Source organism: Mycoplasmopsis edwardii (assembly GCF_900476105.1).
GTDB lineage: Bacteria > Bacillota_I > Bacilli_A > Mycoplasmatales > Metamycoplasmataceae > Mycoplasmopsis > Mycoplasmopsis edwardii.
Genome location: NZ_LS991951.1, coordinates 617,107 through 642,913, shown reverse-complemented (window position 1 = coordinate 642,913; position 25,807 = coordinate 617,107). Strand labels below are relative to the sequence as shown.

General features: G+C 29.1%; 17 protein-coding genes and 1 tRNA gene. 16 read left to right on the top strand and 2 right to left on the bottom strand.

Going from position 1 to position 25,807, the window contains the following annotated elements; genetic code table 4:
* Window positions 1-79: 79 nt before the first annotated feature.
* The 15 genes from D2846_RS02705 to D2846_RS02635 all read left to right on the top strand — a co-directional run bounded on the left by D2846_RS02705 (window position 80) and on the right by D2846_RS02635 (window position 23,514).
* Window positions 80-5,455 carry a PDxFFG protein gene (locus D2846_RS02705; RefSeq protein ID WP_117275589.1) on the top strand — a complete coding sequence of 1,792 codons (5,376 nt, stop codon included), beginning with the start codon at window positions 80-82 and terminating at the stop codon, window positions 5,453-5,455.
* Window positions 5,456-5,462: 7 nt separating this feature from the next.
* Window positions 5,463-8,507 carry an ABC transporter substrate-binding protein gene (locus D2846_RS02700; RefSeq protein WP_117275587.1) on the top strand — a complete coding sequence of 1,015 codons (3,045 nt, stop codon included), beginning with the start codon at window positions 5,463-5,465 and terminating at the stop codon, window positions 8,505-8,507.
* Complete coding sequence (locus D2846_RS02695; protein ID WP_117275586.1) at window positions 8,507-9,538, top strand: ABC transporter permease; 1,032 nt, start codon at window positions 8,507-8,509, stop codon at window positions 9,536-9,538. The genes D2846_RS02700 and D2846_RS02695 overlap by 1 nt, the downstream gene beginning before the upstream one ends.
* Complete coding sequence (locus tag D2846_RS02690) at window positions 9,538-10,572, top strand: ABC transporter permease (RefSeq protein ID WP_117275585.1); 1,035 nt, start codon at window positions 9,538-9,540, stop codon at window positions 10,570-10,572. Before D2846_RS02695 ends, D2846_RS02690 begins: the two co-directional genes overlap by 1 nt.
* 724 nt (window positions 10,573-11,296) lie before the next feature.
* Window positions 11,297-12,535, top strand: a complete 1,239-nt coding sequence (locus D2846_RS03710; protein WP_197712777.1) for an ABC transporter ATP-binding protein — start codon at window positions 11,297-11,299, stop codon at window positions 12,533-12,535.
* Entirely contained in the window at window positions 12,525-13,862 is a 1,338-nt protein-coding gene (locus D2846_RS02680; RefSeq protein ID WP_117275581.1) for an ABC transporter ATP-binding protein, read from the top strand. The genes D2846_RS03710 and D2846_RS02680 overlap by 11 nt, the downstream gene beginning before the upstream one ends.
* Window positions 13,863-13,884: 22 nt before the next feature.
* A complete protein-coding gene (locus D2846_RS02675) occupies window positions 13,885-15,567 on the top strand; it encodes a hypothetical protein (protein WP_117275579.1) in 1,683 nt (560 codons plus the stop codon).
* 89 nt (window positions 15,568-15,656) lie between these two features.
* The gene (locus tag D2846_RS02670) at window positions 15,657-16,667 is read left to right on the top strand and encodes a heat-inducible transcriptional repressor HrcA (RefSeq protein ID WP_117275577.1); all 1,011 of its coding nucleotides are present in this window, start codon (window positions 15,657-15,659) and stop codon (window positions 16,665-16,667) included.
* A gap of 7 nt (window positions 16,668-16,674) precedes the next feature.
* On the top strand, window positions 16,675-17,496 hold the full coding sequence (gene grpE / locus D2846_RS02665) for a nucleotide exchange factor GrpE (protein ID WP_117275575.1): 822 nt from the start codon (window positions 16,675-16,677) through the stop codon (window positions 17,494-17,496).
* Between the two features lie 108 nt (window positions 17,497-17,604).
* Window positions 17,605-19,404, top strand: a complete 1,800-nt coding sequence (gene dnaK, locus D2846_RS02660; protein WP_117275573.1) for a molecular chaperone DnaK — start codon at window positions 17,605-17,607, stop codon at window positions 19,402-19,404.
* Between the two features lie 78 nt (window positions 19,405-19,482).
* Complete coding sequence (locus D2846_RS02655; RefSeq protein WP_117275571.1) at window positions 19,483-19,983, top strand: dUTP diphosphatase; 501 nt, start codon at window positions 19,483-19,485, stop codon at window positions 19,981-19,983.
* Window positions 19,984-19,994: 11 nt separating this feature from the next.
* Window positions 19,995-20,078, top strand: a tRNA-Leu gene (locus tag D2846_RS02650).
* Window positions 20,079-20,163: 85 nt separating this feature from the next.
* Window positions 20,164-21,255, top strand: coding sequence for a zinc-binding metallopeptidase family protein (locus D2846_RS02645; protein WP_117275569.1), 1,092 nt, complete (start codon window positions 20,164-20,166; stop codon window positions 21,253-21,255).
* A 110-nt stretch (window positions 21,256-21,365) separates the two neighbouring features.
* Window positions 21,366-22,742, top strand: a complete 1,377-nt coding sequence (locus D2846_RS02640) for a dihydrolipoyl dehydrogenase (protein ID WP_117275567.1) — start codon at window positions 21,366-21,368, stop codon at window positions 22,740-22,742.
* Between the two features lie 172 nt (window positions 22,743-22,914).
* Window positions 22,915-23,514 carry a hypothetical protein gene (locus D2846_RS02635; RefSeq protein WP_117275565.1) on the top strand — a complete coding sequence of 200 codons (600 nt, stop codon included), beginning with the start codon at window positions 22,915-22,917 and terminating at the stop codon, window positions 23,512-23,514.
* A gap of 32 nt (window positions 23,515-23,546) precedes the next feature.
* Here D2846_RS02635 and D2846_RS02630 read toward each other — a convergent pair whose 3' ends face one another.
* Window positions 23,547-23,729 (bottom strand): alpha/beta fold hydrolase, encoded by a 183-nt coding sequence (locus tag D2846_RS02630; protein WP_145960845.1) that lies wholly within the window; start codon window positions 23,727-23,729, stop codon window positions 23,547-23,549.
* Window positions 23,730-23,745: 16 nt separating this feature from the next.
* Window positions 23,746-24,375, bottom strand: a complete 630-nt coding sequence (locus D2846_RS02625) for an alpha/beta fold hydrolase (protein WP_117275561.1) — start codon at window positions 24,373-24,375, stop codon at window positions 23,746-23,748.
* Between the two features lie 112 nt (window positions 24,376-24,487).
* Here D2846_RS02625 and D2846_RS02620 point away from each other — a divergent pair, with 112 nt between their 5' ends.
* Complete coding sequence (locus D2846_RS02620) at window positions 24,488-25,804, top strand: hypothetical protein (protein WP_117275559.1); 1,317 nt, start codon at window positions 24,488-24,490, stop codon at window positions 25,802-25,804.
* Window positions 25,805-25,807 lie beyond the last annotated feature (3 nt).

Genomic DNA, 25,807 nt, shown 5'->3' with positions numbered 1-25,807 from the left:
TATTTTATGGTAGAATATATCAATATGTATATTTAATTAATATTAAATATTAATTTTGACTATAAGAATAGAGGTATTTATGAATAAATTAAGTCTTAAAGCTAAAGTTTTAATATCATTAGGTTTAATAGGACTTTTATCAGGTGCTACAATTGCATCGATGTTTGCTTTTGCTAAACACTCAGATGAAGTTAACGGTGCATATTCAAACTTAAAACCAGAAGAACTTAGAAATGACTTCTCAGCAATTAGAGATGAAGAAGGAAACTTAAAACCGGAAATTAGCATTCTTGATCCTTCTAAAAAGAACATTGTAGCTTTCTTAGATGAAACATACACAAAGTTTATGTTTGCTAATGATGAAAGTAAACAATATGACTTCGATGAGTTTTTCAATAAGTATTTTGAAATTTATCAAGAGAGTTTTATTTTAGAAGTTAAGTATGGTTCATTTAGTTTTTACAACGAATATGTTACAGCTGTTAAACCTTTACAGTTTATTGATTTTACAAAATGATTCTTTAATAATGTGGCTTGAGGTCCAGATCTTTTAACATTAGAAAGTTTCAGAATTGTACCTGGTGTTGAACAAAACGGTAATGCTATTACTTTAGGTTCACACTCAACAGTTCACAAAGAATCAAGCGAAATAAAATTCTTCCCAGATGCCTTTTTTGGATCTATGCCTATTTATTCAGGTGCTTCAGGTTCAGGAAATGCAAGTGATGCTTTAACATACTCATTATTTTCAGATAGAACTTCAAAAGCTAACATAGATGCCTTTTTTGAAAGTATCGAAGTTGCATCTGCTGTTAAAAACGCGATAGCAAGAAATAATGCTTCAGTTTTTTTATCATTAGTAATGCCGGAAAGATTAGTTGGTAAAAAGTTTTTAGTTCTTAAAAATGATCCAATTAAAGATGATGATTTTCATGAAGTAAAAAGAGAAAAACAAAGAGGAAAAGGTTCTATTGTTTTATCAGCAAACGCTACTGAATCAGAATTTTCAAAATACCTTGATGATAATAATTTAGATAGTTCAAAATATTCATTTAATAATTTCGAATTAGCAACTGTTACTGCAGTTGACTCATCTTCAAATGATGGTAACCCATATTTAGAAGTAACATTTAATTTTGACCACGATGCAAGTAGTCATAGATATAGAATGTTCGAAGGTGAAGTTGATCCACTATGATATGCAACATATCAGTCATACAAAAAGTCATTAGATAATCAAATTGTAAGTTTTCTTGATTTTTACGATATTAAAGCATATGAGAAGAATTCGAACGGAACTGACTCAAATAGCCTATGAGCTTATAAAACAAACGAAGGATATAAATTCTTCAGAAGTCAAGTTGAAGCAATTAACTCAATTGATGAATTGAAGAACTACAACGATTTACCTGTAAGTGAGAAAACAAAACTTAGAGAATATGTTGTTGAATCATTAAATGTTAAAGAAAACATTTTAGAAATTAAACTTGATGGAATGCAAATTAACTTTGATGCAAACAAAATGGATAACAAAGATATCGAAATATTTAATGAAGTTAAATTTGCTTTAGGATATACGGGTGCTATTACTCCGATTGCCTTACAAGCGGGACCAGAAGACGTTAAAGCTAAAGATGCAGACGGAAACCAACTTAAAGGATTAGATAGTAGAAACTATCAAGTGTTTGTTGAAACATATGATGGACTTGTTGATAAGATCCTTAATAAATATCCACACTTAAGAGTTAAAAGAACAGGACCACACATTGTTAAAAAACTTAACAGTAAATTTGTTTATGAATATTCAATTGAAGATGGTGATTACTATGGCCTTAATGATACAGACAGAATTGGTCTGCCACTTTTAATGGCTGCTAGCTTACCTGGATTCAAAGGTTTATCAACAGACTTCTTAAAATACGTAGGTGCTCATGAATACGGTCACCACTATACACTTGACCAAAGTCAGGCACTTAATGAAAACCAAAGGGCTGTTATTGTTGGTGGTTTATCAACAAGAGGTGGTTTAAATGAATCATCATACTATTCAATTGATGCTTTAAAAAATTACTTATATGCAAGAACAAACTTAGACATTACTAGAGTTAACTCGTTAGGAAATGAATCAGAAACAGGTAGTTTTGTAAACTTTATCTTTAAGAAAAAAGATGGATCAACAGAAAAAGAAACTAAAGAAGACATCTGAGGTTCAACATCATCTAAAAGAGATAATGTTTATGAAATTATTGACAACAAGAAAAGAAGATTCCTTCAAGACTTTGATGGTTTAGTAAAAGCTGCTGAATTAAGAAATGTTCATTTAGGTGACTTATTTATTGCAAACTCATTTGACGAAGAATCAGGAACATTAAACCCATTCATTTCTGGTATTGCAAAAGTGTTTACAAAAACTGGAGAAAACAATTACAAATTTACAGAGGTTCAAGCTAAAGAAATTCTGAAAATCGTTCGTGATGGAATGGGGACAGAATGAAACGCTGAAGCTTTAGTATTTGACAACAATAATTCAAATAGGTTCGAAATTAATCCTGTAACATTCTCAGGGCAAGGTGAAGAAAGACAAGTAACATCAATTAATATGTTTAACAAAGATGGTTCACCAGTAATTTCAGTTCCATTAAATACACCATTAACAGCAAATGACTTAGCTTACATTGATTCACAAATTCAAATTATCAGAAGCAGCTTTAATAATGTTATTTCACGTTTTGTTTCTGAATCAGGATGAAATGATATTTCAACATCATTTGGTGGAGAAGTTAAAGTTGGAGCAACAGGTATCTTAAATGCTTCAAATGGTGAAACAATCAAAAATAATTTATTGTTCAGAAACGATGATGTTGAAATTGACCCATCATCAAACAATGTGTTAGATGATAATAATCAAAGAAAAGCATTTGAATATACAGCAATCGCTTCAACAGGTACTTTATTAAACCAAACGGCATCAATCTTAAGTTCTGGATACGCTTCATTCAATAGTCAAGAAAATCCACATACATATGGAAACTATGCTTTATCACAAACAAACAACACATTTGTATTTGTTTCAGGTGAGCAAGGATCAAGAACAAAAGTTGCGAGCTATACAGTTCCATGAATTCAAAACAATGGAACATTAGCAAGGTTGACAAGACCTAACGATAGAATTTTAGAAAATATTAGAGGTTTAGGTTTTGATCTTAATGCAGCATTCCAAACAAGCTTCCATACTGAATTTTGAAGATCAATTGCGGGTATTGTAGGTTCAGCTTCACAAAACCAAGCAAACGACATTATTTTCTTAAATGATGAAAACCTTAAAATTGATCAAACAAGATTTGTATCTTCTGAATCTCAAAATGAATACTTACGTGAAAACGTTAAAAAAATTGCACTTAACAATGTTAACAACCGTCTAAATGGTAATGATTCACTTTATAGCGCTTATGCAGATGGCGTTGGTTTAGAAATTAGAACAGGTAATTCGACAAACATTATGCCTGTTTTCACAAACATGCAAAACTTATTTGAATTTGCATCATTAGATTATTCAAAAGCTAAATTAGTTTCAGTTGAGGTAAAAGATAACGGAACACAAAGTGCTACATTTAATTGAGACATAGACTATGTAAAAACTAAATTTAACTTAGATAAATTAAAAGCAGAATTACTTAAAAATAAAGATGCAAGAATTCAGGAAATTGCAAATGATGAACAAAAACTTGCAAATGAAGCAATTTTACGTTTTAGAAACTCAAACCACATGTTATTTGTTAAAGACTTTAATCCTGCTAAAGAATTAAAAGCAAACTTAGCAATTTTTTCAAAAGAATACGGAATCCATTTTAATGATCATGGATTTAGAAACTCATTTGTATTTGATTTTTCAAAAATTACAGACGCTCAAGAGCAAAGAACAAAATTTGATGCAGAAAAATTACAAGAAGAATTCGCAAAATACGTAACAAGATTATTCAAAGATGATGCACCAGACAAAATCAATGATATTGTTGATTCACTTAACACACAAGACTTATACAGATTAACAGGTAACTTAATGTGATTTGATAATCATGGAGATACAAGTGATGGTCAATTTGACATTTTAATTCCTTCATTCTCTGATGGACAACCATCAAGTGATGTATTGAACTACAACTTAACAAGAGTTGAACCGTTACTTAATGACAAATTCACAGATTACATTTACAACATCGCAGAAACTCTAACTAGAGATTATGTCCAAACAACATATGTTCCAAATTGAAAAGATTTTGAAGGATTACCAAACTTTATTTCAGGTGTAACTGAAGCTCAAACGGGTCTTGATTACATTGTTGATGCAACTGGATTAAAATTCTGAAACGATAGAATTAACAATCAAAACAACATTAACAGATCAGTTTACCAAGCTATTAGAGCTGCTAAATATGATAAATACTTACCATTAGTAAAAGACATTTTCTTTGAATTCATCCAAGATAAAAAAGTTTTAGATGTTCAACTTAGAACATTAAGACAAATTGTTACTTCAGGTGAAATTAAGTCAAAAAATGCTGATGGAACTACATCCACAAGAAAACTTACATCTGAAGAACTTGCTAAATATCAAACAAGATACAATTCATTTTTAGAATTAAGCGTTCAACAAACATCAGATAGAAATGAAAAAACTGGAAAAATTAGATCAAGAGTTTATGGTGATTTCTTAAACACACAAAGAAGAACAATGGCTTCATCAGAAATGAGAAACTCTTCATACTTTGCAAATTTAATCACAAGAAACAACGGTTACTTCAAAGATAGATTCCAAAAAGAAAAAATTGGAATGGAACTTTATGATGAAAATGCAGATCAAATTATTGATGATTCAATTAGGTTAAAAGATTTCAATGGAGAAGCAATTACATCACGCCCTAAAGCTTTCTTTGTATCACAATTATTAAACTATGGTGTTGGTTCAAGAAGTATTTCAGGAATCTTCAGAAACAAAAATAAAGATGCAGTTGCAATGTATGGTTATATTTCAAATGAAGAAGCAAAAGATGTTAAATGAATTAAGTTCACAGATCTAAAAACAAAAGAAGAAAAATACTTACCAGTAAATATCGCAAAGACAAATAACGTATTTTACTTAGAAAAACAAGGTGATTTATCATCTAAGAAAACAGTAGAAGATTTAGGTTACACATCATGAGTATCAGACTTCGCAGTTATGGGTAAATATCGTGACGCATTATTAAAACCAAGACACAGTTATCTTGTTGAATTTGTTAATGCAGAAAAACAATTTGTTGCGGATGTAAAATTAGGAAACTTAGATTATATTTCTGAAAATGGTAAAACAAACTCACAAGCATCTATTAAAGTTGTAAAAGGTGATGAAAACAAAAAAGAAGAAAAAGGTAAATCAGTTATCTTGGTAGACTTCCAATTTAACATTACAGGTTAGGAGAAAGATGAATAGAATAAAATTTAAAAAATCAATATTTTCATTATTAATAACTTCACTTTCTGCCACAGCAATTGCTGCTGGCGTTGTTTCTTGTTCACCAACAAATAGCTCAAGCAATAACACAAATGATAACTCAGGAGCAAACTTTAATAGAACTTTATCAATCGATTATGATTTAGGTTTAGCAACAGAACCAATTAACAACTTAAACTATGTAAGATATAAATCAGTTGACAAAATCTTACCTTCATTAGTTGATAGTTTCATAAAAAATGGACCAGACAACACTTTAAAAAGAACAATCAAAACCAACCCATTCACAATGATAATGGTAAACACAAGTAAGTCAGTAAATGAAAACAATGAACTTTCACCTGTTTTTGATGACTTATGAAAAAACAATTCACTTTTTGCTGAAAAAGATGGATTTGGAGAAGTTACAAGTTCATACTATGACATTACAAACTTTAACTTAGTTGGTGGACTTGGAAAATCAAGTTCTTCATCAGATGTAGTAAAAAGCTCAACAATTTATGCATTTAGAAATCCTAAAAACTCAGGTAACTATATGGCTATCTCAGGTTTCTTAAACAATAAATTAAACCGTTGAAGTAATGGTGACTATGTAAATGCTCAAGATTTAAGAGATTACTTTGAATACATTTTAGATTTAAACACAGGTTCACAAAAACTTGATGAAATCTTAAAATATGGAATAAGAGGTGCTGATAAATTTATTAATGCACAAAAAGAATACCTAGCAAAATACAACAGAAACTACTTAAACCCATGAGGTAGAAGAAGATATATTAAAAATGCATTAGGTAATTACGTTCAAGATCCTGAACAAAAAGTTTGACAAGGGCAAATCAAAAATGCTCAAGGTGAATTCGTTGATTTAGAAGATGTTAAGAAAATTAAAGAAGCAGCTTTATCATTTGGATTTTACACAGGTCAATTATCCTTGGATTATGATAATGAATTTATTCAAGCCAACTTAAGTTTAAACCCCTCATTCTCACTTACAAAAGAAGTGCAAGACTTCAATGTTCTTGATGAAAACAAACAAACAAAAACAATCAAACTTGTATTAAACCCATTTGTAAATCCTTACCAAGTATTTTCAAAAGAGGGTGAAACATTATTAACAAGATATAACCAAATTTCAAATTCAGAAAACTCATTCTCAATGATTTTTGATGCAAATAAAACACCTAACTTAAGTTTCTTAGTAAGCCACATTATTACAAACTTATATCCAATAAATCGTAAGTATGTAGAAACAGTAGCAGGTGGAATTGATAAATATGGATCAGATCCTAAAACATTCTTAACTTCAGGGCCATTCTTAATGAATCCTTCTGATGTTGTTTTAGGTCCACAAGGTCAAATTGTTTTAACTAAAAACAATGAATACTTTGATGCTCAAAACACAATTTCAAACAAAATTAAAATTTACTTCTCATCAGACAGAAACATCAATACAACTTTCTTTGAAGATGGATATATTTCACAAACATACATCCCAGCTACAAAAATCAACAAATACTGATCAAATAAAAATTACAAAAACTACTTAAACAAAAACTTTGGTTATGGAACTATTGCTTATGGATTCAACTTAGACAATGAAACAAATGGCGATAGTTACTTACAAGACCAAGACTTAAGAAATGCAATTTACTTTGCGATCAACCGTGAAGATATTATTAAGTTTGTTGGTTGAGATTTCTCATTCCCTGTTAATACATTTACTTCATATGGGCAATATAGAACTCAAAACGGAAGAAACATAGAAACATACTTTAGTGATTTAACATCTAAAACAAAAAATAGCACAGATGCAAAAGAAAAAGAGTATCCACTTCAAAACTATGACTTTGTTGTACACTTAGCAAAATCATTCACATTTGAAAAAACAACACGTAAAGACTTTGCATATGATTTAGAAACAGCAAAATTCTACATGGATAGATTTAAAGCAAAATATCCAAATCTTGATAAAGTTTCTTTAAGATTCTTAAATAACTCTAGTGATGAGCAAAAAAATGCAGGTTTATTCTTAAGGGAATCATTAAGAAAAGCATTTGGTAACTTTATTGAACTTGAACTTAAAAGCTTACCTGAAAATACCTTTGCTTCATTTATTGAAGAAGGTAAATACGATATCATCTATCAAAACTACGATAAACTAGGTGGTAATGGTGCAGAAGATTATGTTTCAACATTCTTTAAAAATGACGGTATTGATTCATTATCACAAAAAGCAATTGGATTTAAAAATAACCCAGTAGGTTCATTTACATATTCAGATTACTTCATTGACTTATTATTAGAAAAACAAGGTATTAAAAATAACTTAAGTAGCTTTGAAGAATTACTAAAAGAGCAAATTAATGAAGTTAAAAATTTAGCAAATCAAAAAGATGGATTCCAAGAAACATCAAATTCTGCTGAAATTAATGACTTTGTTAAAAAATATCTTGATGAGATAGTTTCAGATTTAAATAAAAACATTTACAACAAAAACTTTGTTGCAAGTATCTTAGAATACTTAATGACAAATAAAAATAACATTAAGTTCTCAAGAATGAAAAAAGCATTTAAAAACTATATTTCATCAACAAAAACAGTTGCTGAAATTGCAAATGAAACATTAGATACAAAACAAAGATTAAACATTCAAAAAACAATTAAAGACTCAAAAGTAACTTTTGACTTCTGAGAGAAAATTATTGAATTAGCATTCATCAAATCAGACGAATCATTAACAGAATATAGTGATAGATTAAGTGCATTTTTCTCTTCAAACTTTAGTACAAAAGAAGTTAAACAAGGTTGAACTCAAGAATACATTTATGTATTTATTGGTGAATTAGAAAAAATCATTAGAGATGCTTCATTCTTAGTGCCTTTAATGGAAGTTGATACAAACTGAGAAATTACAAGAGTAGGTGGAACAGACTCATTATATAGATTTGCCTTACAATATGCTTATGATTACACAAAACCACCAAGACCAGGATTACCAAGAGGGAAGGAGAATTAATGTTTAAAAAAGAAAAAATCGATTTAAATGAAATTTATTTTGTAAACAAAAGAAATAAAGATTTCACATTATTTGAAAAGTTATTTTCTTTTGATTCAGCATTATCAAAAACATTAATCCGTTTTGGAAAAATTATTTTAGAATTTTTCATTATTGGACTTATTGTTATTACAATTACCTTCTTCTTAATTAATGCAGTACCAGGTTCAAACTCCTTAACTGCAGGTCTTGATGAAGCGGCTAGAAAATCAATTGAAGCAAAATATGGATTAAATTTACCGATCATACAACGTTACTTTAACTACTTGGCAGGATTATTTAAAGGAGAATTTGGTATCTCAATTTCTCTTTTCCCTGGACGCGAAATTCAAGATTTTATTTGAGTAAGGTTTTATAAATCATTCTTAGTTGGAATCTTTGCTGTTTTATTAACAGTTACTGTAGGTATTTCGATAGGTATTTGAGTCGGTAAAAACCCTGGTGGATTAGTAGACAACGTTTCAACAGTTATTGTAAGTATCTTTTCATCAGTTCCATCAATTATCTTTGCTTTAATATTAGTTTTCTTAGGAAGACTAATAAGACTTCCATATATTTTTGATGCAAACAATTTATTAACTTATATTTTACCTGGCTTAGCCCTTTCTTTAGGAAGCATTATTGTTTACATTAAATACATTAGAACAGAGTTAAACAGAGAACTAAATTCAGTACATGCTAAATTTGCATACTTAAAAGGTTTAACAAAAAATAGATTCGTATGAAAACATGCGCTTAAACCTGCTTTATTTCCAATTGCAACATTCTTCCCTGCTGTTATCTTTGGTTCATTTATCGGAAGTATTTTCATTGAACAAATCTTCTTTATTCCAGGATCTGGAGCAACATTGCTTCAAGCAATCCAAACAAAAGATTACAACATCATTTTATTCTTAATCATAATGTTTGCATTATTAACAATTCTTTCATATGCAACACGTGATATCTTATACGAAATTATTGACCCAAGAGTTAGAAGGAAAGGAGCATAATGGCTAAGAAAACTGTTAAAGAAAAATTTAATTCTTATGTTAAAAGACTTAAAGAAAGACATGAATTAGGCGAAACTAACACAGCGATTTTAGAAACAGCTCCAAACCCTTTAATTTCACCTTTTCAATATCAAGCTTGAAAAATCATTGGTAAAACAATTGACTTTTCAACAAATTCACATATGAATGCTGAAGCCAAACCGTTTAAGGAATTTGTTTACAGATATTCAAAAAACTTCGCGGGTGTTTTTGGATTTATTTTATTAGTAGTATTAATCTTATTAGCATTAATAATCCCATTTACAACACTTGATCCTGAAGTTACAGATGTTAACAATCGTTATTTAACATTTAATATTACTGACTCAAATGGTGTACACCACATTTTAGGGACAGATCATTTAGGTAGAGACCTTTGAGCAAGACTTTGACATGGTTTAAGATATTCATTATCTTTAGCTATCGTAGTTACAATTATCGAAGTCATCATCGGTTTAACTATCGGTATTATGATGGGACAATTCGATCGTGTCGATAGATTCTTCACTTTCATTATTAAAATTATTTCAGTTGTTCCTACAATTTTAATTCTTATTTTAATGACAATTGTTGTTAGTCCAAGTTTTTGAGTTATTGCATTTTCATTATCATTAACTTCATGAACAGGAATGGCTAACCAAATTAGAGCTCAAGTTAAAAGAGCAAAACATTTTGAATGAGTTTCTGCTTCAAAAGTTTTAGGAACTCCAACATATAAAGTGTTATTAAATTATGTACCAGTTATTTTACCTATTTTAATTACACAATTAGTGTTCACAATTCCAGGTGTTGTTTTATCAGAAACATCATTAGCTTTCATTGGTTTAGCGATTGATGATACATCTACACTTGGAAACTTAATTTCAGAAGGTCAAAAACAATTCCCAACATACTTAAGATACGTTTTTGTTCCATCAACAATCTTAATTTTAATTACAACAAGTGTGCAATTAATTGGTGCTAGTGTGCAAGACGCTTTAAGAAGACAAAGATAGAAGGTAGCTTATGAAAAAATATTCTAAAAAATACAAATTCCAAAAACCTAAAAAGCTTAAAAAGATTGTAGAAGCACAAAAAGAAGAAAAAGTTTTACCAATTGCAAAAGAACCTAAAGCACCAACACAAGAACCAAAAGTTGAAAAAGCTTCAATTGTAAAAGAAATTAAACCTAGAAAACCTAGAGCTAAAAAAACAATTAAACCAATCATTGAAGATGACATCTACACAGGACCAATTAACATTGAAACTGAAGATGAAGTAAAACCAATAAAAAAAGCTACTAAAAAAACAACAAGAAAACCAAAAACAGAAAAAACTGCTGTGGTTAAAAAAACTGTTATTGAAGATGATATTTATATAGGCCCAATTAACATTGAAACAGAAGATGATATTAAACTTATCAAACAAGTAGTAAAAGTTAAAGAAGTTGTTAAATCATCTGTGACTGAAGATGACATCTATACAGGCCCAATTAACATTGAAACTGAAGATGAAGTAAAACAAGTTAAAAAAGTAAAAATAACAGAAAAATCTTCGAAACAAATTATTGAGGAAGATGACATCTACACAGGTCCAATTAACATAGAAACAGACGAAATTGCACTTAGAAGTGAAATTAGTGAATATTATGGACCAAAAGGGTTTTACCACAAACCAAAAGTTATCAGAGTTCAAAAAGCAATTCCTTTTGTTAAAAAAGAAACAAAAGAAATTGTAAAAATGTGTAAAGTTGAAAAATACTTTGGAAGATTTTATGAATGCCACTGTAAACGTCAACACACAAATAAAGAAACAATATGAAAAGTCATTAAAAGAATTTTTAGTTCTAAAAAATCAAAAAACCTTTTTGATTGAGATAACTTTTATTCAAATGTAAAATACAAAGAATTTAGTGATGGAAGTAAATTAAAAATTGCTGCTGAAATCAATGATATTCATTTATCATTCTTAAACCCAGCAAGACCTGGTGAAAAAAATAAAGTTCTTAGAGGTCCTTCTATTGAAATTTATGAAGGTAAAGTTCATGCCATTATTGGTGAATCAGGTTCAGGAAAATCAGTTATCACATCATTATTATATGGACTAACAGGAGATAACGCTGTTATTGATTCAGGTGAAATTAAACTTTATAACAACAATGTTGAAAACTTTAATTTCAATGACTGAGAAAAATCACACTATAGAGGAAGAATTGTTTCAGCTGTATTCCAAAACCCAATGTCTACATTAAATCCAACAATGAAAGTTGGAGCACAAATTATGGAAGGTATGCTTTTAAACAAAGTTGTTAAAAACAAAAAAGAAGCATACGAAAGAGCGGTAGAGTTCTTAAAACTTACTAAGATTAATGATCCAGAAGCTGTTATGAAGCTTTATCCCCATGAAATGTCTGGTGGTATGATCCAACGTGTTGTTATAGCAGCTATTGTTGCTTTAGAACCCAAAATTTTAGTTATGGATGAACCTACAACAGCACTTGACCCAACAGTTCAAGCTCTTGTATTAGATATTATTAAAGAATTACAAGAAAAATTAAAACTTTCAATTGTATTCATTACTCACGACTTAGGAGTTGTTGCATCTATAGCAGATTATATTTCTATTATGTATGCTGGTCAAATTATTGAAGAAGGTATATCAGAAGAAATTTTAAGCTATCCACAACATCCATATACATGAGGTTTAATCTCAAGTATGCCTGATGTTAATAAAGGAAATAGATTATCAACAATTCGTGGAAGTGTTCCATCAAACTTAAATAACATTAAAGGAGATGCCTTTGCAGTTAGAAATGATTATGCATTAGGTATTGAATTTGAAAAAGAACCAGATTTTTATTGAATTTCAGAAACTCATAGAGTTAAATCTGCATTATTAGATGAAAAAGCTCAAAAATATTATGCGCCATTATTAATTCAAGAAATTTGAAAGGAATATTTAAAAAAACATGGAAAATAAACCAAATAGAACTACTATAAGCTATGTAGAAAAGAAATTTCCTTTCAGAAAAATAACACATACAAGACAACAAACACTTGGTGTTGAAGATATGCTTAAACCTAAGCACAACGAAAAGATTTTGGCAACATTAAGAAACGTTGATATAACATACGGTGCTGGTACAAAATCATTTAGAGCTGTAACTGACTTAAACTTAAATATTTATGAAGGTGAAGTTTTAGGACTTGTAGGAGAATCAGGTTCAGGAAAAAGTACTATTGGAAAAACTCTTGTTGGACTTGTGCCATATAGTTTTGGTGAAATTAAACTTTTGGATAAAGTTTTACCAAAGAAACTTACAAGAGGATTTAAGTTCGGTAAAAAATTAAAAGAATACAAACAAATTGAAAACTTCTTAGTTAACAAAGTGCAAATGATCTTTCAAGATCCTGCTAACTCATTAAACCCACATGCAAACGTTGAAACAGTTGTTTCAGAAGGGTTAGTTAACACTAAGAATTCAAAAGAAATCTTAATATACAATTTTGATCAAAATGCTTTAAATGCTATTTATGAAAAAATTGATCAAAACAAATATCAAAATGAATTTTATGGTGAATATTTAAACTCAATTAATAATGATGTTTACCAAAATGAAAATATTGCATATAAATCAATTTATGAAAACTTATACAACAAATTAAAAGATTTTAACTTACTAGAAGCAATATCAGTTTTAGAAACAAAACTTAATGAACGTAAAGAATTAAACAAACTATCAGAAAAAGATGCACGTAAAGTTTTAGTTCGTGATATCCTAATTTCAGTTGGTTTAGAGGAGTCAGTTTTAAGAAGATACCCACTTGAGTTTTCAGGAGGTCAACAACAACGTATTGGTATTTCTCGTGCTGTTGTACTACGTCCACAACTTTTAGTTGCTGATGAACCTATTTCCGCACTTGATGTTTCAATCCAAGCACAAGTTGTTAACATCTTTAATGAACTTAAAGAAAAATATAATTTAACAATATTATTTATCGCTCATGACTTACGTATGGTTGAATATATTTCAGACCGTATTGCGGTTATGAATAAAGGACGTTTATTAGAAGTTGGTAAAACTGAAGAAATTATGAATAATTCATTACACCCATATACAAAAAGTCTTTTAGATGCCATTCCATCAATTAAAGGTAAAAAAGGTAGCTTAATAGGATATGTGTATAATATTCAAATGCATAACTATACACCTGAAAACCAACCAGAATGAGTTAAAATAAATGATGACCATTATGTTTTAGGAACACAAGAAGAAGTTAAAAACTGAAAAGAAGGAAAATACTAATTTTATTTTCCCAGGAGACAATATGAAAAAAATTACAAAAGGAATTTTATGAAGTTCGTTTGCATTAACGATAGTTCCAGTTACTGCAGCTTGTTCACCATCACAATCTGGTTCAGAACAAAAAACTATTAACAAAGATGCGGTAATGGCTAAAATTGCAAACATCAAAAAAGAATCTGATAAAACAAGATTAACAACAAAAGCTGATGAAGCAAAAAACGAAAGCGAATTAAGTGAAGTTGAAAAAGAAGTTAACTTAATCTTGGCTAAAGAAAGCGCAATTGCTACATTACAAAAATCTGGTTTTGAAGAAGATGACAAAACAATTTGAGTAGGAAAAATTCGTTTAGCAAAAACTACAGAAGCAGTTCAAGCTATTGAAATTGAAATTCAAGTTGAAATTCAAACAACAATTTCACAATTAAAATCAGATAACATTTATGTATTATTATCTGAAGGAAGCAAAGCTCAAATTAATGAATTAATTATTCAAGCTTCATCACTTGATGAAAAAGCTACAATTAAAACAAAAATCGATGCGCTTTACAATGAAGAAAATGCGGGTAAGGTACAAGAGTTAGTTAATGAGTTAACAACAAAAATTAACTCAATTAATGCTGAAGAAGCTAAAAATGGTTTCAAAGCAAGAAATGTTAATACTAATTCATACTTAGAATTAAAAGAATTAGAAAAAGAAGTTGATGCTGCTCTTTTAGAACAAAGAAAAGCAGAAATTTTAGAAGCTCAAAAAAGATTAAGACCTAAATACCTTAAAGCTAAAGGTTTCTTAGCTATGTTACCAACAGGTGATGAAAAAACAGCTTTAGAAGCTGAACTTAATGAAATCTCTAACGAAAACGAATTAGACAGCTTTATTACTAAAATTGAAGGCAAAGTTGCAAGTCCAACTCAAGATCAAATTAATACATTAGATAAAACTAACAAAGAAGCTTTAACTAAAAAAGCTAAAAATGATAATATTACATTTGAAGAACTTAAAAACTTATTAACTGAAACTTCAGAAAAATATGCTGAAGAATTAAACAAAACTAAAGAAGGAAAAACAATCACAAATAGAATTGCATCTATTAGAACAAAAAACGAAACATTAGCAAATGATTTCCAAAGAAGAGTTAATGATGCCACTTCAAAAGAAGATTTAAACGCAATTAGCAACGAAATGCTTGCTGAAATTAGAAAATATAAACCAAGCTTACCAAGTGATTTACCTTCTTTCAAATCAAGTAATTACTATGGTGGTACAAAACCAACAGATGAAGATACAGAATCAGGCAATGTAATTTATACAGTTCGTGGTGGAAGAAATGTTCCAACACCAGTTAAGGCTAATACACCATCTTCACTTAGAACATTTGATTTATCTAGAGAAGATATTGAAATTAAAGATAAATTAGTCGAATTAAGAGGATTAATTCTTAAAACATTCTTTGAACAAAGCACAATTCAAGGTAGAACTGGATATGTATTCATTCAAAAAGTTTCAAACGGACAAGCTTCAACTAAATTTGAAATTTCAAGATTACTTTGAACAGTTGATAAAGCATTAATTGAGGGTTACTACTATAATGAAATTTATAATTTCTTATTAGGAGACCCAAATGCAAAAGGGTTCTCAACAAACCACACATATCACTCACTTAAAAAACTTGCTGAAGGTTCTGCTTCAAGTGCACAAACAGCTTAATAAATTAAAAGTCACACTAGTGGCTTTTTATTTTTAGCAATAAAATAAGTTATTTGCTAAAAACTTAATTTTTGTGTTATAATTTTCATATGCAACAAAGATTGAACAAAAAACTAGAACCTATTTTAAGATGAACAGTCTCTTCATATATTGAAGATGGATTACCAATCAGTAGTTCGAACTTAATTTTAAAATATGATAAAGAATTAGGATGTTCAAGTGCCAAAATTAGATATCTTATGAATGAACTTGAACAACTGGGATATTTACAAAAGTCACATAACTCAAGTGGTAGAACTCCAACATTAAAAGGATTAAATTATTATGCTAAATATCTTTCTCAAACTTGAGAAGATAAAATGCGTAAAAAAATTGATGAAGTTCTTAAACAAAAACATGTTGGTATTGATAATACAATAGAAGAAGCGGCAAATATTATTTCAGAAATCACAGGGCTAACTCTTGTTACTAATGTGATTAACAAAGGTTCATTACTAAAAAGTATTGATATAGTGCCTATTCAAGCAAAACAAGCTACTGTTGTATTAGTTATTTCAACAGGTGAAGTATTTTCAAAAATAATTACTTTTAATTCTGAAATTGAGGTTAAAGACTTAAAAGTAGCCGTAAGAATCTTTAAAGAAAGATTAATCGATTCACCGCTCAAAGAATTGTCAGAAAGAGTTCTGCTATTAAAAGATGAATTAGCTAAATCAATTAACAGTTACCAATCTATTTTAGATTCTATTGTTAACCAAGTATTTAATACTTATATTAATCAACAAAGAGTGAACAAAAAAATCTATGGTAAAAATAATATTATCTTAAGTAATCAAATTCAAAGAGAAGATCTTAATGAATTAATTCAACTTGTTGAAAAACATTCTGTATGAGAAAAAATAGAGCAACAAGCAGACGAAAATGAAAATATTAGAATTGCAGTTGATAATTCTGGTACATATATGGCTAAGAGAATCGAAAGTGATTCAAAAATAACAGAAATTTCTGTTGTAGGTGCAATGAATTCAAACTTTGATACAATGAGGACAGCAATTAATGCACTTGATAAAATTCTAAAAGAAATAAACAATCAAAAATAGGAGCATTATGGATAAAATTAAATTAAAAAATTTAGATCAACTAAAAGGTAATTTTCAATTATCAGTTGATAATCAAGTTATTGAAGAATATTCTAAAGAAATGCAAATTACAATTGGTAATAATGAATACTTACCAGGATTTGATGATTATTTATTAGGTAGAAAAGTAAAAGAAGATTTTGAAGTAAAATTCTTTTTCCCTAAAAACTATGAACTAGAATCTTTTGCAGGTAAAAAAGCAATTGTTAAAATTGATAACATTCAAGTTAGTTCACAAGAACTAAATAATTCAAAAGAATTAGAAGAACTTAAAAACAAAGTTTTAATGCTTGAAAGCAAGTTATCACTTAAAGAACTTGAAATTCATCAAATGTCTGAAGCATTCAAACAGAAAGCGAATGAGTTTGCGTCTAAAACACAAGAAAAAATCGATCAGATATCAAATGAATATAAAGAAAAATTAGATAATGAAAAAGCAAACATTAAAAAATATGCTTTACAATCATTTGCAGAAGGTTTTGCAATTCCATTTAACAACTTTTTAAGCGCAATTAACGTAGGTCAAAACTCATCTAATCAAGAAGTACAAAATTATTGCTTTGGATTCAATATAGTAAGTAAACAATTTGAAACTTTATTAAACGAAAATGGTATTGAATTAATTAATCCTGAACTTAATTCAGAATTTAATCCAGAAACTCAAGAAGTTGTTGATTTTAAAGAAGATCAAGATTCAAATAATAAAATTTTAAAAATAGTTAGATTAGGATTCTCATTAAATGGCAGAGTTATCTCACCAGCTTCCGTAGTCCTTTCTAAAAAAATTTAGCAATTAAACTTGTTGACTGCTAAAAATTGTGTTATAATATTATTAAGTTACAGATAAGTGACTTTGAATAGATTTATTAAAATAAAATATTTCAAGGAGAAATCAAATATGGCAAAAGAAATTATTTTAGGTATTGACTTAGGTACAACAAACTCAGTTGTATCAATTATTGAAGGAAAAAACCCAATAGTATTAGAAAACCCTAACGGGAAAAGAACTACACCATCAGTTGTGGGATTTAAAAATGGAGAAGTTATTGTTGGAGATGTTGCTAAACGTCAAGTTGAAACAAATCCAAACACAATTACTTCTATTAAAAGATTAATGGGAACAGATAAAACAGTTCACGCAAACAACAAAGATTACAAACCAGAAGAAATATCAGCAATGATCCTTTCATATATGAAAGAATATGCTGAAGCTAAATTAGGTAAAAAAGTTACTAAAGCAGTTATTACAGTTCCAGCTTATTTTGACAACGCAGAACGTGAAGCAACAAAAATTGCTGGTAAAATTGCTGGTTTAGATGTTTTAAGAATTATTAACGAACCAACTGCTGCAGCATTAGCATTCGGTTTAGAAAAAACAGATAAATCAATGAAAGTTTTAGTATATGACCTTGGTGGAGGTACATTCGACGTTTCAGTTCTTGAACTTGAAGATGGAACATTTGAAGTATTATCAACAAGTGGAGATAACCACTTAGGTGGAGATGATTGAGATAATGAAATCGTTAAATGAATTTCAGAAAAAATCAAACAAGAACACTCATATGACGTTACAAACGATAAAATGGCTAAAGCTAGATTGAAAGAAGCAGCTGAAAAAGCTAAAATCGATCTTTCAAGTCAAGCGGTTGCTACAATTAACTTACCATTCTTAGCAGTTACATCAAATGGACCATTAAACGTTGAATTAGAATTAAAACGTAGTGAATTTGAAGCAATGACAGCTCACTTATTAGATAGAACTAGAAAACCAATTGAAGATGCTTTAAAAGAAGCTGGAATTTCAGCAAATGAATTACATGAAGTATTATTAGTTGGTGGATCAACAAGAATGCCTGCTGTGCAAGATATGGTTAAAAGAACTTTAGGAAAAGAACCTAACCGTTCAATTAACCCAGATGAAGTTGTTTCAATCGGGGCTGCAATTCAAGGTGCTGTTTTAGCTGGTGATATTGATGATATCTTATTATTAGATGTTACACCATTAACATTAGGTATTGAAACAATGGGTGGAATTGCTACTCCGTTAATTGCAAGAAACACAACAATTCCTGCTACAAAGAGTCAAGTATTCTCAACAGCTGCTGATAACCAAACAGAAGTTACAATTAGAGTTGTGCAAGGTGAAAGACAAATGGCTGCTGATAACAAATTATTAGGACAATTCAACCTTGGTGGAATTGAAGCAGCTCCTAGAGGTGTTCCTCAAATCGAAGTTAGTTTCTCAATCGATGTTAACGGTATTACAACTGTTACAGCTAAAGATTTAAAAACAAACAAAGACGCTACAATTACAATTTCAAACTCATCTAAATTATCTGAAGAAGAAATTCAAAGAATGATTAAAGAAGCAGAAGCTAACAAAGAAGCTGACTCAAAACGTAAAGAAGAAGCAGAAACAATCGTTAGAGCAGAATCATTAATTGACCAAATTAAAAAAGCTAATGCAGAACAAGGTGATAAATTAGATGCTAAATCTAAAGAAGAATCAGAAAAATTAATTAAAGAACTTCAAGACTTAGTTGATAAAAAGGATATTGCTGCATTAAAAACAAAACTTGATGAAGTAGAAAACATGATGCGTAACTTTGCTAACTATGCTGCACAACAAAATGCAACACAAGGAAACAATCAAGCTTCATCAAATGAAGAAGAAACTGCAACAGTAGTTGAAGAATAATATAAAGGAGGTGCCTTGAGGCATCTTTTTTTATGTTTATTTATAAAATTAAAATAAAAATATTATAATTATTTCATAATGAATTTAACTGAGTTATTTGAAATGCAAAGAAGACTTGATAGAGAAATTGATAAAAAAAGAAACAACATCAATCCTCAGTTTACCAAGAAAGAAATAACTTTGCAAAGAATGATTGCTTTGATGGTTGAAGCGGGTGAATATATTAATGAAGTACAATCATTTAAATATTGAAAACAAAACAAGAATTTAGTATGTAATAAAATCCATGAAGAATTCGCAGACTTATTACACTTCTTTATCACTATTTCATATGAGTATGGAATTAAACCGGAATTTACCCCATATATCAATGAATATCATGATATTAACATCCAATTTAAAGAATTATTTATAAGCATTGCAGAAATGATGAAAGATATCAATGCAATTAACATTCGAAAGGCATTCGAAATTGCTTTAGGTAGCTTTTTACTTTTAGGTTACACATATGAAGAAATGTTTCAAGCTTACTTTTTTAAAAACCAATTAAATTACAAAAGACTATATACAAACTATTAGTTTTCTTTTATGCCCTAGTGGTGGAATGGTAGACGCTGTGGACTCAAAATCCACTGGAGAAATCCGTGCAGGTTCAAGTCCTGTCTAGGGCACCAATTATAATGCACATTAGTGTATTTTTTTATTCATTTTTTGAATAAAAATATTAAAATATTATTAACTTAAATAAAGGAGTTATTAATGGATAAAAAATATGAAAAATTAGCTTCTAGATTAGATCACTACATGAAAATCGAAGCTATGTCAAGATTTGAAGAACCAGTTGTAGAAAGCCTTAAACAAGGAATTAAACAAGGTGCTTTTGAAGTTTCAAGAGATAAAATGGGTTCAGTAATCTTTTATAAAAAATCTAAAAAAGCTAATGCGCCAAAAGTTATGATCGCCGCTCACATGGATGAAGTTGGTTACATGGTTAGAATGATTAAAGATAACGGTAACTTACTTGTTACACCAATTGGAGGAATTTGACCTTCAACAGTTATCGGAACAAAAGCAACAGTTGTTTCATCAGCTACAAATGAAAGATTCACAGGAGTATTTGGGCACACAAGTATTCACATTATTACTGATGAAAAGTACAAAGCTGCAATGAAAAATGATGAACTTTATGTTGATTTAGGATTTAAAGACAAAAAAGAAGTTGAAGAACACCAAATTGCTATTGGGGATAAAATCTTCATGAGTGGAGAAACAGTTGTTTTAAGAAATAATTTAATTGGTGGTAAAGCAATGGATAACCGTGCAGGAGTTACTTCACTTGAGTTCATAGCAAACAACATTGCCGACTTAGATTTAGATTGTGATGTTTACTTAGTAGGAACAGTTCAAGAAGAAGTTGGGACAAGAGGTGCAAGAACATCAGTTCAAGTAATTAACCCTGATATTGCTTTTGCAGTTGATACAGGTGCAGCACACGATACAACAGGCGCTGTTGAAGGAACACCAGTATTAGGTAAAGGAGTAAGTATTTTAGTTAAAGATGGTGGAACATTACCTGATCCAAAATTAATTAAATACTTATTTGAAATTTCATCTCAAAACAAAATCCCTGCTTACAAATATGTTGCTGCTGGTGGTGGAACAGATGCTGCGGAATTACAATATGCTCCAGGTGGAGCTGCTGTTATGACTATTTCAATTCCACAAAGATACTTACACAGCCCAATTGGAGTTGCTTCATTAGTAGATATTCAAGCAACAATTAATTTAATGACTGAGTTTTTAAAAGACCTTTCACCCGAAACTTACGATAAAAAATTAGCTTACAAATAATAAAATTAACTAACTTTTACAAAAAAAAGTTAGTTTTTTAATCAAATTTATTGTTTTTTCTAACTTTTATTATTTTTTAGTGTTATAATACCGATATATAAGGAGAAATTATGAATAAATTTGATATTGTTATTTTAGGTGCTGGTCCTGGTGGATATAGTTTAGCAAACATTTTATCTTCAAATGGTAAAAAAGTTGCGATTATTGAGAAAAAACACTTTGGTGGTACATGTGTTAATGAAGGATGTATCTCAACAAAAACATTAATTAAAAGTGCTAAAGTATATGAAACAGTTAAAAACTCATTAGAATACGGAGTTAACTCAAACAATGTTTCATTTGATTTAAAAGCTATCCAAAAAAGAAGACAAGATAATAAAGATATTTTAAACGGAGCTATTAAAGGTTCATTAGAAAGTTCAGGTGTACAAATCTTCTTTGGCGAAGGAACTGTAATTGATAATAAGACAATAACAGTTAATGGACAAGAAATTAAAACAGATATTTTAATTTTAGCAACTGGAGCTAGAAGTAGAGAATTAAATATTAAAGGATTTGAAGAAGCTAAAGCAAATAATGTATTACTTAACTCAACAGACGCTTTATATTTAAATGAAGTTCCTAAATCATTAACAATTATCGGTTCAGGTCCAGTTGCACTCGAATTTGCTTACTTTTATTCAGTATTAGGTACAAAAATTACTATTGTTGAAGCAAATAAATTCATGGGTAATTTTGACCAAGACTTACAAGAAAATGTTAAAAATTATTTATTAGACAGAAATATTGAAATAATTGAAGGTGCTAAAATTTTAGAATTAAACAAAAATGATTTAATTATTGAAGTTGAAGGTTCTCAAAGAACAATTAACTCAGAAAAAGTTTTATTAGCAGCCGGTAGGGTTGCAAACATTGAATCATTTAGTGCATTAAACTTAGAATTAAATCCAAACAACACAGTTAAAGTTAATAAATTTATGAAAACAAGTGTTGATGATGTTTATGCTTTAGGTGATGTAACAGGTATTATGATGCTCTCAACATTTGCATACAAATCAGGTGATATTATCGCAAAGCAAATCTTATGAAATGAACCATTTATTGAATCAGTTGATGCAAAATTAATTCCATGATCAGTTTACTTAAACCCAGAATTTGCTGGTATTGGATACACTGAGCAAGAATTAAAAAACCAAAAAATTGATTATCAAGTTGTTAAAGTTCCAGCTATGTCATTACCAAGAGCACACGCAGATAATTTAGATAAAAAATATGGTTTCATTAAATTCTTAGTTAATAAACACAATGATGAAATCTTAGGTGCATTTATGTTTATTGAAGGTGCCCACTTAATTATTAACGAAATTGCTTTAGCAATGGATAAAAGCATTAGTTTTAGTGAATTGCAAGAACACCCATTTACACACCCAACAATTGCAGAAGCTATTTACTACGCAGCAAGAGGGTATGTATTTTCTAAGAAGTAATTAAAAAATTACAAACACTTTTATAGTGTTTGTTTTTTACATTTAAATAAGTTGAAAAGATTGTTTGCGCATCACTATTGGAATTTATATTATCCAACTTTTTTATTTTTAATTTGTGTTTTTGACTCTATATACTATAATAAACATTACCCACTTTTTAAAGGAGATAATTATGAAATTAAAAAATATATTTTTATTAGCAAGTTCACTTGTAGTTTTACCAGTTGTTTCTTGCCAAACACAAGAACCTGCTAAAACAACTACAGCGGAAACTTCAAAAGAAACAAACAATGCTACAGAAAGCAATACTGCATCATCTAACGACACAAATGTTGTTACAAAAACACCTCAAAACAATGAAAACGATTCTGACAAAAATCAAGAACAAGCTGACTATGCAAATGCTTTTGAATTAATTGCTACAGAAAACATTGGCCAAATATTTAATGATTTATTAGAAGTGCATAAAAAGAGAACAAAATCAAATGAACTTAGTTATATGCAAATTTATGGTGTTAGAACAAATCCTGCTGATGATGTAAGATCAAGAATCTACTTAGCACCTTCTGGATCATATAATAAAAACAAAGATATTTCTGAACTTGCTGTTTTAAAAGTTAAAGAATCTTTAAATCATAGAGCAATTGAAAAAACAGGTGAATTAAAAAACACATTTATTGCTTCTTTTGATGAACAAACAAGAGTTTTAACAATTCAATATAAAGCAAATAATCAAAGTTACACACAAACTATTACAATTCCAAATGCATAAAAGAAATCACATATTTGCAAAAATATGTGATTTTATTTATCTAAAAATTGTTTTAAATAATCTAGTGCAATTGGGTATGCTTCATTAAAAGGTGAATGTCCACATTTATCAATTATTTTTATTTCAAAGTTACTTGTATTAAAGATTTCTTTGGTTTTTTCCGCAGGTACTATTTTGTCATATTTCCCTAATATAAACAGTGTTGGTTTTTGCATTAAATGTAAATTATTGTTAATGCATTGCATAAATAATTCAGTGTTTTTTAAGGTTTAACATTTTGTCTAAAACAATTAATTCTTGTGAAGTTTTAAACTCTTCTAAAATTGCATTTTGATAATTTTCTTGAGAACCAAAAACTTTTAATGGATCATACAATAAACCATCTATCATTGCCTTAGTTTCCTCGATTGTTTTAGGTATTAATGTTTTAGTGAAGTCTCAAGTAGTTTGTGCAGCAGGGTTAAAAGGTGCTTCTAAAACAACTTTTTTAATCCTATCTTTAACTCTTTGGTCACTTGAAAGCAATAAACTTAATCCACCACCCATTGAGTGTCCAAATAAAATTAAATTCTTTAAATCATGATCTAAAATAAATTTAACAGCTAATTCATAAAAATATGCAATAAAGATTTCGTGATCCTCAAAAGGTTCTTTATTCACAAAATGCCCGGGCATTAAGAAAGAATAAAAATTATATTTTTTAAGATCGTCAATTACTCTTAATTTACCTTTATAATGTGATGTAAAACCATGTAAAAATAAAATATTATCTGCATCTTTATCAACTATTTTAATAATTCTATGATGTTTTTGTCAATCAATTGTTTTATTATCTAATATACCTTTATATTTATCATTCATATAATCTCCAGGTTGTTATATAAATATTTTAATATATTTAATTTTTTATACAAAATATAAATTGTAGTGTATAATTAATATTACTGTATAGTAATATATTAGAAAGGTTAATATGAAAATTAAAAAATTATTAAGTACATTTACGTTATTAAGTGCATCATCAATGCTTGTTACAGCTGTTTCTTGCGGAGTAAGCAAGGAAGTTTCTGATGAGCCTGAAAAACCAAATGTTGTTTTAAGAGATCCAATTGTTGAAGTTAACCCAGCTCCTGCAAAACCAGTTGCAGAACCTGATAAAGATGTTAATGAAGGATCAAAAAATAATGAATCAAGCTCTAGCTCAAAACCTTCTAAAACAACAAATAAACCAACAACAGAGACTCCTTCAACTCCTTCCGGTGAACCTGTTAATGAAACACCATCTAGCCCTTCTAGTGAACCAACTACTGAAGTGCCTTCAACACCTTCTAATGAACAAGGAAATAATGATTCTCAAGAGCAACCTTCTTCACCTTCAGACACAAACGAAAATAATAATTCAGATAATGCACCAAGTGAAGAAAAAGTAAGAATAACCGATATTATTCAAAAGCCTGAAAATACTGTTGATAATTTTATTTTAACTTTAGTGTTATCTAAAGATATTAATGATGAAGCAGAAAGATTTAAGTTTAAATTATTCTTAAATCCAACACCAGAAGAAGCAGAAGAACCAGGTTATTATAATCCACAAACAACTTGAAATAATAGATTTGGATATCCAAAAAATACAATTTACTTTGATGTATATGGATTAGAAGAGAATACTGACTACAATATTGTTAAAGTGCAATATGGCGATGAAATCTTAGAGCTAGTTAATGGTAAAACACATATTAGAATTAATTCTACTGATTCAACATCAAATAATAATGATGAAAATAATAATGAATCTGAAGAAAATAGTGAACCTAAAAACACAACAGATAATAATAATGCTGCTTCAAATGATGCAAACAATGATTTAAATAATAATCAAAACTCAAATTCTTCTAATGCTGAAGAGACTCCTCAATCAAACCCAAGCACAAATCGAACAAGTGAAGATATTACAATTACTAATTTTGAAATTCAAAAAGGTTCTCGTAGAGAATATGCTAATTTATATGTAACATTTTCAAAAGAGTTTGAAAATGATGATTTAAATAATTTCCAACTATATTTAAATCCTACACCAGAAGATGCTGCTGATCTTGAAGGTTTTTATAAACCTGAGCCAAATTGAAATAATAGAGCAAGACAAGATAAAAAAGTTGTTTTATTCTATATTTATGGACTAGAAGAAGGGCAAACATATAACATTGACAGAATTTTATATAATTCCAAAGTAATTACATCAACAGTTGATAAACCAACTTTAAACGTTACAGCTATTCATGGCGAAGAATAATAT